The sequence below is a fragment of the Actinomadura logoneensis genome, from assembly GCF_003428695.1.
GTDB classification, from domain to species: Bacteria; Actinomycetota; Actinomycetes; order Streptosporangiales; family Streptosporangiaceae; genus Spirillospora; species Spirillospora logoneensis.
This window is the reverse complement of the sequence record NZ_QURH01000338.1, coordinates 25,709-41,807: the sequence shown is the minus strand read 5'-3', so window position 1 is coordinate 41,807 and position 16,099 is coordinate 25,709. Positions and strand designations below refer to the sequence as shown.

The following is a 16,099-nucleotide window of genomic DNA, read 5'->3' as shown; positions in this document are numbered from 1 at the left end:
TGCCTAACCCCCGTTGAGGGAATCCCTGCGGGGCCGGACGGGCCTGCGTTCGAGGAAGACCCATTCGCCTCCGACGTAGGACGCGCCGAGCAGGCGTCCCTCGTCACATAGCCAGGAGAACTCGCTCTGAAGTTCCTTGAAGCTGTCGTTGGTCACGATCACGGCATGAGTGCGTTCGGCGACCGTGCAGACGAGACGGTCGGCCTTCCCGGCCGTCCCCGCGGGGACCTGCGTCACCTCCCCGGATCTTCTCCCCTTCTCCAGTCGCCGCCGTTCGGGGTGGGGAAGCTGATGGGCGAGGGCGGCGTCCACCACGATGTCCACGACGCATCCGGGGTTCTGCGCCTTCAGCGCCTCGACCGCCTCGCACAGTGCGGTGAAACTCGGTTTGTCTCCGGCTTTCACGTCCCGGTTGAGCCAGGCGATGTTCGAACCGTCCACCACGAACCGCCGGGCCGCCGTCTGCGGCGACGCGACCGGTATCGGACGGACCGTCTGCGGCGTCGGGGTCGGCACCGGCTTCCTCGGCCGCACGGGCTGCCACGGTTCGGTCGGCTCCGTGAACTGCGGGGAGAAGGCCGACGGAGCCGGACGGGCCACGTCGAGGGTCCTCATCTCCCGCTGGATCTCCTGCACCGTGAGCGTCTGTCCGTGGGTGAAGTCGGTGATCTCCTGGTCGAGGAGGACGCGCTGGTCGCGGTCCTGGATCGCCTTCACATGGAGCAGGCCGTTCTCCTGGTAGGTGTACTCCAATGTGAAGGTCGAGTCGTCGCGCACCGCCGGACGCGGGAAACGGACGGCGAGCGTGGTGAGCTGGAAGTTCTCCGGATGGTCGAGCGGCTTGTCAGGATCCGCCTCCCAGATCTCCAGCTTGAGCCCCTCCGCGAAGTCCCGGTTCGGCTTGTAGTTCTTGCTCTCCACCGCGGGCAGCGGCGACCTCGGCGGAATGATCGTGCTGAACCTCGGCTCGCTCAGCTCCTCCGGCCGGACGGTCGTGCCGAGCGCGTACATCGAGGAGACCTGCAGGAAGCTGTCGAGCTCCTTGTTCAGGATCGCGGCGGCGATGGCGGCTCCGCGCGCGACGGCGGTCATCGGGTGGCAGATGTGCGCGGGGACGGTCTCAGCGTCCATGAGCCGTTCGACGGCCGCGCGGACGCACGGCATCTGGCTCGTTCCGCCGATCATCAGGATGTCGGTGATGCCGGTGGGGCCGATGCCGAGATCGTTCAGGCACATCCGCGCCGGTTCGAGCGCCCGCTCCACCAGGTCGGCGATCTGCCCTTCCAGCTCCGCCCGGGTGACCTCGATGAGCCTGCCGTTGCCGGGAACCCGGGTCAGCACCGACTCCTCGGTGGACAGGCGGATCTTCGTCCGCTCCACGGCCAGGTCGAACTGGCGCCGGTCGTCGTCCGACAGCTCGGGCGTGCGTCCCATCTTCTGGACGAGCAGCTCCCGCAGCCGCTTGTCGATCTCCAGGCCGCCGAGCTGGGTGATGCCGCGCGAGGCCCGTTCCTCGAAGATCCCGTCCTGGTGTTCGAGGACCGTCACGTCGATCGTGCCGCCGCCCCAGTCGAACACCATCACGGTGCCCTCCTCCGGGACGTCGTGCATGTAGGAGAGCGCGGCGGCGGTCGACTCGTTCAGCAGCGCCTTGACCTCGATGCCGGCGGCGCGAGCGGCGGCGCGCGTCCGGTACCTGGCACCGCCCTTGGCATTGGCGGGAACGGTGATGACGGCGCTGTCGATGCTCGTCAGGTTGCGTTCCGCGCGCTCGCGCATCGCCTGGAAGACCCCGGCGGCCACCGCCGTCGCGGAGACCCGCCGGTCGCGCAGCTGGATGCCGCCGTCGCTGCGCAGCATCCGCTTGCACGCTTCGATGACGCGGTTGCCCTGGAGCTTGGCCTCCCAGCCGAACAGCGTCCCCAGCCGAGCCGAACTCTCCCCGACGACCGTAGGGAACAGGCTCTCGAAAGACGGGTAGAACCACTCGTCTTCGAGGTGCTCCCCGTCCAGCGCCAAAACCTCGACGTCGCCCCCGGCCCACTGGGCCACGACCGAGTTCGTCGTCCCGAAGTCGATTCCCGCGATCACTCCGTGCCCCCGTCCCCGCCGACCTCCTCGATCGGGCTTTCCACTTCCATGACGCGGACCCTGCCCCGCCGGACCACCTGCCCGGTCAGCTCGTCGACCCAGGCGGGTTCGTCCACCTCGAACTCCGCCGTCTCGTCGGCCGAAGAGGGGAAGGCGAAGTACTCCGGGAACTGCTCGCAGTCGAAGATCTTCTTGAGCCCCGCCTCGGCGAACGCCGTGTTCAACAAGTAGGAGATCTTGTCGAAATCACCGGTTTCGGCGGCCCGCTGCAGCTTGGTGAGGTGGGCCAAGTGGAGCCGACGACTCCGGAAACCCTCCAGCACCGCGCTTCGAAGAATCTTCGCGATCTGCTCGTCCGAGAAGTCCGAGACAGAAGAACGCTGCTGCTTCAATTCATAGCGGACAATATTGCCGAAACGCTCATATACAGCATCGGGTTCGAGCTTGGCCCGCCCCGAGGCGATACTGCTCAACTGCTTTTCCACCAGCCGCTGAACCTCCGCTTCCCGGGAAGTAGCCGACTCTTTGGAAAAGCTGTTCTGCTTGGCCGAAGTACCGGCCGAGCGCTGGAATTGACGGAGGGTATCGCGTAGAAGCTGCTTGATTTCGTCGCCCATGACGCCGACCCGTCGCTCGACTTCGGCGTCCATCCGATCGATGTACGGGTCCAGGAAGTCGATTTCCATCTGCTGGTCGGCGTACGAGGTGTTCGGCGGCCTGCGAGGGCGTTTCCCTGAGCTCCGACCGTCACCGGTCCTACGCGCCCCGGCCTTCTTCACGATGACTCCTCACTCAGCGCCGACGGTGGCACGGCGGCGAATTCGTCCAGCACGGTCTCGATGGCGCGAGCACGCAGCTCGGCCAGGTCTTCGGGAGTGGCCGGGAGCGTCCGGCGCGGCATGGGCTCGATGGGCGGCAACAGGGCTACCGAACGCTCACGCGGAAGGACGAACAGGCTCTCGTCGAGGGGAAGGCGGTAGAAGTCCCCGTCACCATCGCGTTCGGCCGCCTCCAGGCGGCGCTTGGCGCGGTTGATCCGGCCGCGCTTGCGCACGTCGTCGCGGACGAGCTTGACCAGGGAGCGCCACTGGTCCAGCCACTCGTGCGACCCGTGCGACACCCCGAGCACCAGGTAGGGGTTCTCCCAGTAGTCGAGCTCGTTCCGCTTCTTCAGCTCGGCACGCCGGATGTAGTCGATGTTCTGCTGGATGACGGGATGCCGGCGGCCGATGCGCTCCAGGCGCTTCCTCGCCATGGCGAAGTCGTTGGTCTCCAGATCCAGGTAAGCCCGCATGACCAGCGCCTCGGCGCACATCTGGACGCGGGCCTCGCCGGCGTCCTGCGGCTGCTTCTCCTCGGCGAGGTCGACGAGTGGCGTCAACTGCGAGCGGACGCGGTCGAACATCCCGGCGAGCAGCCAGCGGTAGCAGTTGTAGAGGGCCCGCCACATGTGGAAGTCGCTGACGGACGGGTTGATCAGCCCGCTGGGAGTCCACCGCGTGGCGAGCAGAGACCAGAGGGCGCGGTCCTTGACGATGTGCGCGGGCCAGCGTTCGGTTTGGACGCCGAGCAGGATCTCGTCGTAGAGCACCTGCCCGGACGGGCTCAGCCGGGTCCGCAGAGAGATGTCCGGAGAGTCGCCCTTCCAGAAGGCGCTGAGCAGGGCGTAGATGTCGTCGCCTTCGGAGAGGTCTTCACCGTCGAGGAAACGGTGACGGCGTTCCATCTCCTGCCAGCCGAGCGCCACGGCGTCCTGCCTGCCGACCATCGCGGGCACGAGCCGAGCCGTCAGGTAGCGGCGTTCGGAGTCGGCTTCGCGACGTTCCCAGGGCGCGTCTTCAAAACCCACGAGCCCGGCGTCCAACAGGTCGTCCAGAACGGGAAGCGGCAGGTTCCCCGTCGCACGCCGCATCTCGACGGCCGTGACCGAGGCCGGATGCCCCAGCGCCGCGAGGTAGAGCCGCCACGCGAAGGGGCCTTCTAACACGTCTCGGCTCGGAAGCTTGATGCGTCCGGCACGCGGATCCTCGAACGCGAGAACCTGGACCTTGCGGCGGCCGAGGTCCGTCATCCAGGGCGCGCCCGCCTGAAGCAGCTCGTCCAGGTGAGCGACGGCCTGCTCGACCGGCAGCGTCCCGAGAATCGCCTTGACCTCGCCGGGAAGCGACGACTCCGGCCGCCCTCCCATGGAGCGCTCGACCGAACTGACGAGATGAGCGGGGAGACCGGGAACGCCGAGCAGCAGGGTGATCGCCTTCCGGAGCCCCCCGATCGTGTCCTCACCCTGCACCCCGAGCGCGGCCCACCCTTCGACCACCGGGTCGGCAGCACTCCGTCCGGCGCGAATGGCGGCTACACGCGCGTTCCGTTTGCGCCGCCATTCAGCTACGCGCTCCGCACGTGAGACAGGGGACTCCACCCCAACCCCTCACCCTCTACACAGCCCACCGTAAGGTAAACGGTTTGGAAGCGCCAGGTTAGATGATTCCTCAACCATACACAATGCCGTCGAGAAATCGACAATCTGATATCAGGCAGCCAAAAGAGGGCGCGCCCTTCAGTGCGGGCGCACCCCGCGGACGGCTTCGCGTCAGCTAGAAGAGGCCGGGATTCTCGACCTTCTGAGCCTTCTTCTTCCCCTTCTTGTCATGCAGGCCGGCAGCGACCTCGGCGGCGTACCGTTCGTGGTTCAGCTCCAGCAGGCGATCGACAAACTCTCGCTGGATTGCTGGGGCGACGGTGTAGCGAGTCTCGTGCCCAAGACTGTAGTAGTCGTGAGCGAGCTGTGGAATCAAGTCGCCCCATCCGTACGCCCGGCAAACAGCCTCGTCGACCAGCCTGTGAATTTCCCGCAGCTCCACAATGTCATGATCATTGTTCGCCTGACTGTGAACGAGATTGTACGTGGCCGTCAACCCAGATAGTCGCGCAAGCATCACGTTCCTCCGGACCCGATCGAGCCTATCTCCCAGTTCCCGCATCTCCTGAGTCATTTCAGGGAGGGGAAGCGTTTCAAAGACATCGGAAGATGTGTATCTAATCGTCCCCCCCAAGGTGGATGACCATTTTACAGCCCACCAAAAATGAGGAGAGCTACTCAATAGCGTCAGCATTGACGGGTCGGCGGATGCAAAAACACCCAATGCATGCGAGAACACTTGCCCGGTCTGGGCGAAAACTGGAATTGCAAATTTTGTGTGCAAGGTGATGACGACGACTCTGTCGAGTTTAGAAATAGCCCTAACCAGACCTGGGCGGGTTTCGGCAAACTGCCACCATCTTTCGCGATGACTCTTCCGATTATTCTCCTGCCTCTCGGGCTTTACTAGAGAGACCACTCGCGCAAACGGGTCGCTATATTTTGAAGCTTGATCCTGTGACCAATCTCGAAAGTTTATTACCCATCGACTCGCCGAGACATCTGGCCGCGAGTTAACATCCTGCCCTACGATATAGGGCATTATGACTTCCCTGTTGACCGGGTCACGGTCCAGCAGTGCCCGGGCCTCATCTGGAGTTAGCACAAACCCCATGCCGTCCAATTTCCAGCCTTGGAAAGAAATTCCCTGACTGGCTCGCAAGCGGAAAGGGCTTCCAGAAACTCTGGACCCAACTTCGAGTGCCGCAGTGATTGACTTTACCTGCTCACCATTAAGTACGTAGCTGGCCTCTCTTCCCATTGAAGCGCGCGTAATGGATACTTCACAATACTCTAGCGCTGCCGACTTTGATGGCCAAGGCGCGCTCTTGACAGCCCGGCGAATACAACTCCCTCCCGAAATGATCTGATCGAGTCCAACTTCTCGCGTGTCACTCTGGGCCAGAGTATTAGTTGCAACGATTCCTAGCTGACCAGATCCAACGAGTAGGCCTTGCCCACGGAGAAGAAAATATGCAACAAGGTCAGCCCTGCCGCTTGCGCGCACTCCTCCCGCAACCACCTCGCTAAGGTATTCTCGATAAGCCATACCCAGCGGTCCAGTAATTTTAGTCCCCCCCAGAAAGGGCGGGTTTCCGATGACGGCGTCGAAGCCTCCCTCAGCGAAGACTTCGGGAAAGACCAGCGGCCAGTGGATCGGTTGGCGACGGAAGGCGTGGGCCGACACGTCCTTGTTCAGCCACTCGCTAAGTTCGTCGCAGGAAGCCGGGTTAATCCGGCCCGAGGAGGCGGCTTCCTGGGCGGCTCCTGAAGCCAGGATGGAAGCGGTGTCCAGCCCGGTGGGCCCCTTCTTCGCATGGGCGAGAGCGGCGGCGACGGTTAGGTCGGCGTAGAACCAGGCTTCCTGGACTTCTTCCTCGGTCTCCTTCAGCAGGGCGCGCTTGGCGGCCAGGGTTTCGAGGGTGGTGCCTTCGATCGCGGTGATGGCGCGGCGCTTGGCGGCGATGTCGCGGGCTACCTCGCGGGCTCCGGCTGTCCAGTCGAGCAGGGCGTCCTTGTGCAGTTCGCGGCCGCGCTTCGGGTCCATGTGCATCACTTCGAGCTGGTCGAGTGAGGTGATGCCGAGGAGGGAGTCGCCGGTGATCAGGCGGTCGTCCAGGAAGGTGAAGGGGCGGTGCGGGTCCATCGAGACGAGCCAGAGCGAGAGCTTGGCCATCTCCACGGCCATCTCGTTGATGTCCGCGCCGTACAGGCAGTGCTCGATGACCTTGCGGCGGGCCTTGATGACGACCGGGTCCGCGTCCATGTCGGCCGTCTCGTAGCCCGGCTGGTCCAGGAACTCGCGCGCGCCCTCCTCGCCCTCGCGCGCCCAGGCCTCGATCAGATGTCCCGCCAGGTAGCGGCAGGCCGCCACCAGGAACGCGCCCGAGCCCATCGCGATGTCGGCGACCTTGAGGTCCAGGATCTCCTTCGAGGACTTCGGCTTCCACTGGCTCTTGTCGGCCGTCTGGAGGGGGCCCGGTTCGTAGACCAGTGGTTCGAGGGCGCCCTCGACGACCTCTTCGGCGAGGAAGCGCGGCGTGTAGTGGGTGCCGGTGTTCTTCCGCAGGGACGACTCGGTCACGTACAGCGCGTCGGTGAGGATCACCACCGGGAGGTCGCGCAGGTCGGTGCGGATGAGGCCGTAGAACGGCAGCAGGCGCTCGGCCAGCGGGTAGTCGCCGTTGGTCACCGCGAGCAGGCGGCGGCGGGCCTCTTGCTTGTCGGCGTCCGAGAGGGGTGCCAGGCGCTTCTCCAGCGCCTTCGCCGAGCCGATCCCGGAGTCCTTGTACTCCTTGGCGAGCGTGGCGGCCAGCGTCGGGACGTCCGGCGACTGAGCGGCGAAGTTCTCCAGCGCGCTGAGCGCGACCTCTTCCTCGAGGCCCGCCTTGCCGACCAGCCCGACGATCGTCTCGGTGGCGTAGAAGCCCTCGAAGGCCAGCAGGCCCTCGTACACGTAACCGATCTGCTCGACGTCCAGTGCGCGGAAGGACAGCTTGCGGCGCTCGCGCGACTTGCCCGTGCCGATCGTGACGTGCTGGACCGACCGCAGCATGTGCAGGACCGTCCGGTCGTCGATGGCGTGCGGGAGCCACGCATACGTGGTCGGGTCGAAGATCGAGCCGTCGAGCGCGGACATCTGCATGTCGGGGTGGTCGACGCCGTGGTAGACGGCGTTGAACAGGGCGAGCAGCCGGTGCCATCCGGTGTGGGTGTGCTCGAGGTCCTCCTCGCTGCCCTTGACCGCGCGCTCTTCGAGTTCCTGGCAGAGCAGGCCCGCCGAGTAGGCCGTCCGGTAGAGCTCCTTGTCGGACGGCAGCAGGCCGCGCTCCTCGGCGAACAGCAGGAACACCACGCGCATCATCACCGCGACGGCTCCGCGGTAGACCTCGTGCGCCGAGATGTCGCCGAGGCCCTCGCCGCCCTGGTCCTTGTCGCGCGTGTGAGCGCGGCCGATGGCGGCCACCAGCAGTTCCACCGCCTGCCGCACCTGGACGCCGAGCGCCTCGGTGATCTCCTCCTGGTTGTCCAGGCCGGCCTTGAGCAGCGCCGGGAGGGTCTCGTCGTCCGGCACCGAGAAGAACCGCTCCCGGCGCAGCAACGAGACGAACGCGCGAACGACGTCCCGCTCAGCGGCTTCGTGCCAGTTCACGGCGTCGAAGACGGCCGTCGCCGTCACGCCGCCGCGTGGTGCCCAGACCAGCGCCCACCATCGGCCGTCGGTGGCGAGGCCGAGTTCCACGTCGTGATGGCGGCAGAGCTGGGCGAGGCGGTCCACCGGCGTCGCCGCCCAGGCCGAGTCCTTGACTCGTCTGGTCGGACTGTCCTCGGTGATCAGGCCGAGAAGACGGACGGGCTTGGCATCGCTTCCGGGTGCGGTGCCGGGCTCCAGCAGGGCGAACGACGGGACGACCTCGGTCTCGTGCTCCGGGACGTCCATGGCGAGGGCGTCGAGTCCCTCGAAGTGGACGGCCTCGTCCCAGCCGAGCAGTCCGGTGAGGACGTAATTGATCCACTCAGCGCCCGGGAGGGCCGTGTGCTCCAGGCGGAGTCGCTCGCGGGTCGCCTTGTCGAGGGCGTCCAGGGTGGGCCAGGCGCGGCGCAGCACCGGGATGCTGAGGAAGGGCCCCGAGACGTCGATCAGGCTCAACCAGTCGTTGTGGTTGAACTCGGCGGACTTGTGCTTGGGGAAACGGGGCATCTCAGAGGGCCTCTCGCTGCGGCACGACGAAGATCACGGCGACGGGGAAGGAGTGGGACTGCGGAGCGGCGTAGCGGGCCGCGATCTGTTGCAGTTCCAGGTCCCGTTCGTCGGCGAGCCGCCTCAGACGGTGCTCCCAGGAGCGGCGGTCGTTCTGGTACTGGCGGATCTCTTCGCGACTACGCGTCTCGATCGCGGAGAACAGCGTGTCCTCCTCGTCGCCTTGAGCGAGCTTGTCGCGCAGCGCCGCGGAGAACTGCTCGATGTTGGCGATGATCCGCTTGGATTCGGCGTCCTGCCGCTGGGCCAGTTGGCGCTCCAGCGATTCGCGGCGGGTGTCGGTGCGCCATCTGATCGCACTCTCCAGGCCGGGGCGCAGCGTGTCGAAGCGCGCGGCGAGGCGCTCGTGGATACGGCCTGTCGCCGCGTGGCCATGGGTGAGGGCCCGGTCGAGCAGGTCACCGAACCGGTTGACGTTCTCCCACCGCCGGAAACGTCCGTTCTCAGGTGCCCAGCCGCCGGCGTGCAGGACTTCCTCGTGCAGCCGTACGCCGTCCGCACCGACGAGCACGAACCTGGAGAAGGCGGCGACGAGCGTGCTCTCCAGATCATCGTCGTCGTAGACCACCGCGGTCACACGGTTGAGATCGATCTTGTCGTTCGATACGGCGGCGCGCAGCAGGCGAGTCGACATGGCGACCAGCGGGTGCCCGAGGTGAGCGAGCACCAGATCGTCGCGGCCCTTGGCGACCGCCTGGTCGAAGGTGATCGGAAGCTGCCTGGGCTCCCGTCCTTCCGGCGGAAGTTTCTCCAGCAGGCCGGCGGACGCCCGTTCCCACGAGCCGGTCAGGATCGGAACCTCGTACACCCCGGGATCGGGGTCGACGGCTTCCTTGAGCGGTTGCTGACGCGCCAACTCCAGAGCCGTGTCCACCACCCGTTTGATGCCCGGCGGCGAGATGTGCAGTTCCTGGATGGTGGCCTGAACGGTCTCGTGAAGCTTGCGGACCTGTTCTCCCACGTTGGAGTCGGCCGGAATCTTGTCCTTCTTGGCCGCCCTGGCGGTCTCGGCTTCCACGTCCACCTGCTCGCCGAGCAGGCGCCGCTGGACGGCATCCGCGAGGACGGCGTTGACCGAACCGAGGTCCTCCTCCATCTGCGCGACCTTCTTGGCCACCCGGGACAGGAACTCCAGATCGGCCTCGTAGGAGTCGACCGCCTTGTCCCAGCCGGTGCCGACGAAGTGGCGGATCTCCGGCGTCTCGGTCTGCCCGTACCGGTCGATACGACCGATCCGCTGTTCGAGCTTGTTGGGGTTGAACGGGATGTCGTAGTTGACGAGCCTGTGGCAGTGGTTCTGCAGGTCGATCCCCTCGCTGGCGGCATCGGTGGCCAGCAGGACGCGCACCGGGTGCTCCGCGGGCGACTTCTGGAACGCCAGCCGGAGCGCCTCGCGTTCGGAGGCGCCCATGCTCCCGTCCAGCTCGGCTACCCGGTCGGCGCCGAAGCCCTGGGAACGCAGGAGATCACGGAGCCAGTCCTTGGTGTCGCGGTACTCGGTGAAGACGATGACGCGCTCGTTCGTCCACTCATCGCCCGGCTTGCAGATCGCCGTCAGGTAGTCGATGAGTTCCTTGGCCTTGGCATCGGGCTGGGCTTCGTGCGCGAGCGCCCAATCGTGCATCCGCTTGAGGAGGGCGAGTTCGTCGTCCTCCTTCTCGATGAGCGGCTGAGTTCGGGCAAGGGCGTCGGTCTCGGCCTCGTCCAGCGCTTCGTCGTCGAGCGTGGCGGTTTCGTCGAGGAAGTCGTCGAGCCATTCGTCCTCAGGGGCGAGAGCGGGCTTGCCCTTGTGCTGAAGGGTCTCCATGTAGACGCCGACCGTTCGGGCGAAGGCGGCGGGGCTGGAGAACAGGCGCTTCTTCAAGAGCAGCGTGACCAGGTCGGCGGCCTTGCGTCCCTTGACCTGCTTGAGGCGGCGACGGCGCGTTTCGGCGAACTGCTTGAGCAGTCCGTGGATCTCCAGCTCATCCTCGGGGTACCGCACGAGGATCTCGCGAGCATCACGCCGGGTGAAGCGAGGCTTGTTGTCGGCTGTGACGATCTGGCGCTTGAGACGCCGAACCACGGTCTCCTTCACGGCGGAGGGATCGGGATCCATCCCGCGGGCGAACCGCTGGTCGTCCAGGACCTCCAGCAGAGCGGTGAAGCTGGCCTGGTAGCCGTTGTGCGGCGTCGCCGACAGGAAGAGCCGGTGGGTGAAGTGCGGGGCCAGCTTGCGGATCAGCTTGGTCTGCTGGGAATCCACCGCGTAGACCTGCTTCGGGGCGGCGGGCGCGACGTGGTGCGCCTCGTCCAGGACGAGCAGGTCGAACGTGCGGGGATAGGCCGGGCCGTCCGGTGGCAGGACCTCGTCGAGCAGCCGCTGTGCCTTGGGACCGCGCAGCCAGGGCAGCGAGACGATGGCGTGCGGGTAGACCTCGAAGGGGTTGGCCGCGCTGCCATGAGTACGGCGGACTTCGGCACAACGCTCGGAGTCGATGACGGTGAACTCCAGGCCGAACTTCTCGGCCATCTCGTCCCGCCACTTCACCGTCAGGCCCGCGGGGCAGACGATGAGGATGCGGTGGGCACGCTGGCGCAGCAGGAGTTCCTGGACCACCAGGCCCGCCTCGATGGTCTTACCGAGGCCGACGTCGTCAGCGAGAAGCAGGTTCACGCGAGGCGCGTCCATGGCACGGGCCACCGGCTCGAGCTGGTAGTCCTCGATCGTCACACCGGAGCGGAACGGCGCCTGGAGGGTCTTGACGTCGGCGGACGCGACCGCGCCCCATCGGACGGCGTCCAGGAAGGCCGCCAGTCGCTCAGGCGAGTCGAAGCGGTCTTTCGCGACCTCGGGAAGCGAGCCGCTGGGCAGGGTCCGACGTCCCGGTTCGACCTCCCAGATGACCGACAGGGTGTCGCCGTACCGGCCGTCCTCGACGCTCTGCAGGGTGACGAGGCTGCTCGTTCCGCGCTCGTCCACACCGCTGACCACCCAGCGCTGGCCGCGCACCTGCACGAGCGCGCCGGGGACAGGCTTTTGGTCGGTAGCCGTCGAAGCCACGGTTCTCCTCACCCAGAGTCACAGGCGCCGTTCACTTGTTAGCACAGGGCACGGCGTGACGGGGTGGAAGGTCGCAAGCACCTCTACCCCGTTGCCGGCATCCTAGGACATAATGACCATGCCGTCCACAAGCGATTTGCCTGTGTATTGCGTTCACATGCCGCGTGCGCCTAACAACAGACTCGGTTCTGCATTGCCCCGGTCCGGTGAACCGACATGATCATTAGACGCCGGGGTGCACGTCACGGTTGACAGCCGGATCACGCGCGGTCGAGAGGGCCGTCGATGTTCTCGCCGGGATCGCCGGCGACGGAGTCTAGGCGAGCGCGGAGCAGGTCCGCGCCATGGGGCGGCAGCGCGAGAAGCGGGCGCCGGAGATCATCCGCTGCACCTCAACGCGCGACGTCCTCGGAAAGGCCGTGCGCTGAGTCTTGAGGGCCCAGGCGATGGCCCTCTTCTCCCCGAGGACCAGAAGGTACGACGTGGCCCCGGGCCAGCCCTGGCCGCGGGTCAACGAGCCCTGCGGGGCTTGAGGATGGAGTCGATGAGGCCATCGGTGATGAGCGCGGCCAGGTCCGTGCCGACGTCGGCCGCCAGTCGGAGCCGCGTCGAGAACTCGTACAACCGGCGGAAGTCCTCACCGTGACCACGCTGCACGTCGATGGCCGGAACGGGGATCTCCGCGCGGCGGATGTCCACACGGTAGCTGGTGGACGTCGCCGTGTAGTTCCTGATGTTCAGCGAGCTGCGCAGAATGCCCGCCAGGTAGTGCGGATCGAGCAAGTTCGGGTCCGGGCGGAGAAGAAGCAGATGGCGGCCCAGGCTTCCGCCCGCCTGTTCGACGACCATCGCGGCGGGTGTCCGGATGACGGCCGGGACGACGACGTCACCGGCCTGGAGGGCGACGTGGTCCGGAGCCGTGGGATGAGTGGACGCGACGGGCTGCCGATTGCGCGTCACGTCGTCCACGGTGAGGACGTTGGGAAGGGACTCGTTGTCGTGTTTGCTCGACGAGCTCGCATGGACGAGCGCAAGGTGGCCCATGCGCACCAGGTCGGCGACGGAGATCAGTGGCGCGTCCGACAGCTGGGGGGCGGCCTGTACTTCGGGGATGAGCGCGGGCAGACCTCGCAGCAGCTCCAGTACTTCGGCGCGGCGCTGCTCGACCTGGTCGAGCGCTAGAGCGCCGGTCGGCTGCGCGATGTAGCGGGCGGGCGTCAGATCGACTTCCTCGTCCAGGAGGTCGATGATCCGCACGGCCCTGACCTGACCGGGTTCGTCAAGGTCGACCTCGGGATCGGAGGTGAAGCGTCGCCACGCGTCCAGCGTGCGGTCGGCGAAGCCGTCCGACGCTTCGGCCATGAGGACCTGACTGGGCGGGCGCTCGCCGGGCGTGGGGCGGCGGAGCACCCACAGGGCCAAGGGGACGGCCATGTTGGGGACGGCACCCAGAGGTAGGCCGATGACGGCTCGGAGGGCGCCTCGACGGAGGAGTTGCTGACGGATGCGGCGTCCCGCGCGGCGGTTCGCCGCGGCGGGCGGCATGAGGACCACGGCGAGGCCGCCGGGGCGCGTGTGCGTCAGGGCGTGCTGGACCCAGGCGAGCTCTGGTTCGGTTCGGGGCGGGAGGCCGTACTCCCAGCGCAGGTCGGTGCTGAGCTCGTCGTATCCCCAGTTGCGGTCGTTGAAGGGCGGGGCGGTCGCGACCAGGTCGGCTTCGACTTCGGGGAAGGCGTCGTCGCGGAGGGAGTCGCCCGAGCGGATCTCGACGTTCTCGGTGCGGAGGGCCAGGCGGAGGGCGGTGAGTCGGGTCAGGTCCGCGTCGATGTCCTGGCCGACGACGCGGGTCGGCCGGACGTTCTCCAGAGCCGCCAAGAGGAAACCGCCCGAGCCGCAGGCCGGATCGAAGACGGTCTCGACGCCCGGCCCGGCCAGACGGGTGGCGAGGGACGTCACGGCCGGCGGCGTCTCGTAGGCGCGGCGCTTGTGCAGGTCCAGGTAACGGGCGCGGAGGAATTCGAAGGTGTCGCGTGGGCTGCGCTCGCTCGCGAGCTCGGCCACGCGGCGGACGATCGGAACGTGCTTCTTCGCGATCGGCGAGACGAAGTCGCCGCCGACCGCCTCGGGTAGTTCGCGGGCCAGTTGCTCATCGCTGAGCTTTTCGAGCGATGCCCAGGCGCCCGGAGCACGATGCAGATAGAGCAGGAAGGAACCCGCGAGGGTGAGGACGTCCGCGAGGTTCCCCTCGTCAGCGAGTTTCCGGAGGTCCTGCCAGAGGAACTCGTCGGCGGTGGCTCCGGAGAGCTTGCCTTGAGCGCCCAGCCAGTCCTGGATCTCCGAGAGGGAGAACGTGGGGCTGGTGGCGGTGCCACCGACCGGTTGCGGAAAGTCGTCGTGCCGCTTCCGCCAGTTACTGACGGCGGCACGCCCGACACCGGCCAGTCGCGCGATCTCGGCGGCGGTGACTGCTGCGTCCTGGGCCACAGGTGCCTCCTCGGCTCGTCGTCGTTCGGAGCGACGCCTTCGATCCGACGCTACACGTACCAGCGCGCTCAACCGATCTCCGACCGGTTGATTTGATTCACGGTTGCTGGTTGATTGTGTTCACGCGCATCTCGTGCTTTGATGAGGGCGTCGGAAGGTTCTGCGCCCCCCGTGAACGGAGCTGACGCCATGTCGTGCATGCCCTTATCTCTCCACCGGTTCGACGAGGAGCTCCGCGCGCTGTCCACGGAGCTCGCCGCCCGGGCTCAGTCGGTGCGGGCCGGCGCCACTCGGGCGTACGGGTGCCACGTCTGCAAGGTCGTCCGGCAGGCTCTCGGGCTCGCGTTCACAGCCGCCCGGCACGGAGACGAGGAGTGGGCCGGCCTCCTGATCGGCGAGGCCGTGTACTACGCCGAGCACGGCGGTCATCTGGCGGACTGCCCGCAGGGTCCGGTGGCTCCACCGAAGCGACGGCCCCCTCTCGAGGTGCACCGGAGCCTCACCGAGTGGGCGGGGGCCTCGCTCCCTCTGGTCGCCGCCACGGACGCGAGCTGGTGGAAGAACGTCACCGGGGTCGGTTACGTCGTCAGCGACGGCCGTTGGGGAATGCGCGGCCACAAGGGCTCCGGACGCCCACTCGCGGGCGCGGACCCGGTGGTGATCGGTGAGCTCCACGCTGTGGCGCTGCTCCTTGAGCACGCCGACGCGGACGTCGTTCTGGTCGACAGCATGGCCGCCCTGAAGTTCCTCCGTAGCTGGCAGAGCTCCGGCACCGCGCCCATGCCGTGCGGCTACGACGCACGTCCGACTGCGACCGAGCCGGCCGCGCTCGTCCGGCTCGCGGAGCGGGTGGCCGAACGCCCCGACCTGCGGTTCGAGCACGTGAAGGCCCATCGGGGCCATCCGCTCAACGAGACCGCCGACTCGCTGGCGTCGATCGCCCGGCGTCGGGCGACGCGGCGCTTCGATGCCGTCGCCCGCGCCGAAGGCCTCGTCCAGGCCTTCCTGGCCGCCTGGCACGACCAGGACGACCCGCACGCCCTGGCCGCTTGACCCCCTCGCAAGGAGACATCATGAATCCGAACCAGCCTCCCCTCCATGTTCAGGGACCCGCTCCGAAGAAGGGCGGTGCCGGCAAGGGGTGTCTCATCGCCGCCGGCGGCACGCTCGGCCTGCTCGTGCTGCTGGGCGCGTGCGGTGCGCTGATCGGAAGCGCCGGCGGCTCGCCCGGCGCTCCCCAGAAGAAGCCGTCCACGACGTCGACCGCTGCTTCGAGGGCGACCAAGGCCGAGACGAAGCAGCCGAAGCCCTCACCCACCATCACCAATGGGATCGGGCACGAGTACCGGGACGGCAAGTTCGCCTTCACGGTCACGAAGGTGAAGAAGGGGGTCGAGCGGGTCGGCGACGAGTACCTCGGCAAGTCGGCGCAGGGGCAGTACGTGTTCGTCTACTTGCAGATCGCCAACATCGGCAAGAAGTCGCAGACGTTCTTCGGCAGCAACCAGACGCTCGTCGACACTCGTGGCCGCATTTTCGAAGTGGACAACGAAGCGGCCGCCTACCTGGGAGAAGAGGCCAAATCGCTCTTCGAGGAGATCAATCCCGGAAACGCGGTGAAGGGCATCCTCGTCTACGACGTTCCCCGCGGGACCAGGTTCCGCGAACTGCGCCTGCACGACTCGATGTTCTCCGGGGGCGTCACGGTTCCGCTCGGCGGCCACTGATAGCCCGCAAGATCACGATTTACCCACCTTCCTGCCGATTGTCACTGCTGCTGTTTACGATCTGCTGCCAGCGC

At 66.8% G+C, this 16,099-nt stretch carries 8 protein-coding genes; 2 read left to right on the top strand and 6 right to left on the bottom strand.

Annotation, left to right across the window (positions count from 1 at the left end; translation table 11 throughout):
• Positions 1-3: 3 nt before the first annotated feature.
• The 6 genes from DZF91_RS22425 to DZF91_RS22395 form a co-directional block, all read right to left on the bottom strand.
• Entirely contained in the window at positions 4-2,091 is a 2,088-nt protein-coding gene (locus tag DZF91_RS22425; RefSeq protein WP_117359422.1) for an Hsp70 family protein, read from the bottom strand.
• Positions 2,088-2,777 carry a hypothetical protein gene (locus DZF91_RS22420; RefSeq protein WP_117359421.1) on the bottom strand — a complete coding sequence of 230 codons (690 nt, stop codon included), beginning with the start codon at positions 2,775-2,777 and terminating at the stop codon, positions 2,088-2,090. The genes DZF91_RS22425 and DZF91_RS22420 overlap by 4 nt, the downstream gene beginning before the upstream one ends.
• A gap of 89 nt (positions 2,778-2,866) precedes the next feature.
• Positions 2,867-4,408, bottom strand: a complete 1,542-nt coding sequence (locus DZF91_RS22415) for a hypothetical protein (RefSeq protein ID WP_117359420.1) — start codon at positions 4,406-4,408, stop codon at positions 2,867-2,869.
• A gap of 277 nt (positions 4,409-4,685) precedes the next feature.
• The gene (locus DZF91_RS22410; protein WP_117359419.1) at positions 4,686-8,711 is read right to left on the bottom strand and encodes an Eco57I restriction-modification methylase domain-containing protein; all 4,026 of its coding nucleotides are present in this window, start codon (positions 8,709-8,711) and stop codon (positions 4,686-4,688) included.
• A gap of 1 nt (position 8,712) precedes the next feature.
• Positions 8,713-11,814, bottom strand: coding sequence for a DISARM system SNF2-like helicase DrmD (drmD, locus tag DZF91_RS22405; RefSeq protein WP_117359418.1), 3,102 nt, complete (start codon positions 11,812-11,814; stop codon positions 8,713-8,715).
• 510 nt (positions 11,815-12,324) lie between these two features.
• Positions 12,325-14,298 carry an N-6 DNA methylase gene (locus tag DZF91_RS22395; protein ID WP_117359416.1) on the bottom strand — a complete coding sequence of 658 codons (1,974 nt, stop codon included), beginning with the start codon at positions 14,296-14,298 and terminating at the stop codon, positions 12,325-12,327.
• Between the two features lie 198 nt (positions 14,299-14,496).
• On the opposite strand from DZF91_RS22395, the gene DZF91_RS22390 reads away from it, so the two are divergent.
• A complete protein-coding gene (locus tag DZF91_RS22390) occupies positions 14,497-15,351 on the top strand; it encodes a ribonuclease HI (protein WP_158588012.1) in 855 nt (284 codons plus the stop codon).
• A 20-nt stretch (positions 15,352-15,371) separates the two neighbouring features.
• Positions 15,372-16,025, top strand: a complete 654-nt coding sequence (locus DZF91_RS22385) for a DUF4352 domain-containing protein (RefSeq protein WP_117359414.1) — start codon at positions 15,372-15,374, stop codon at positions 16,023-16,025.
• Positions 16,026-16,099 lie beyond the last annotated feature (74 nt).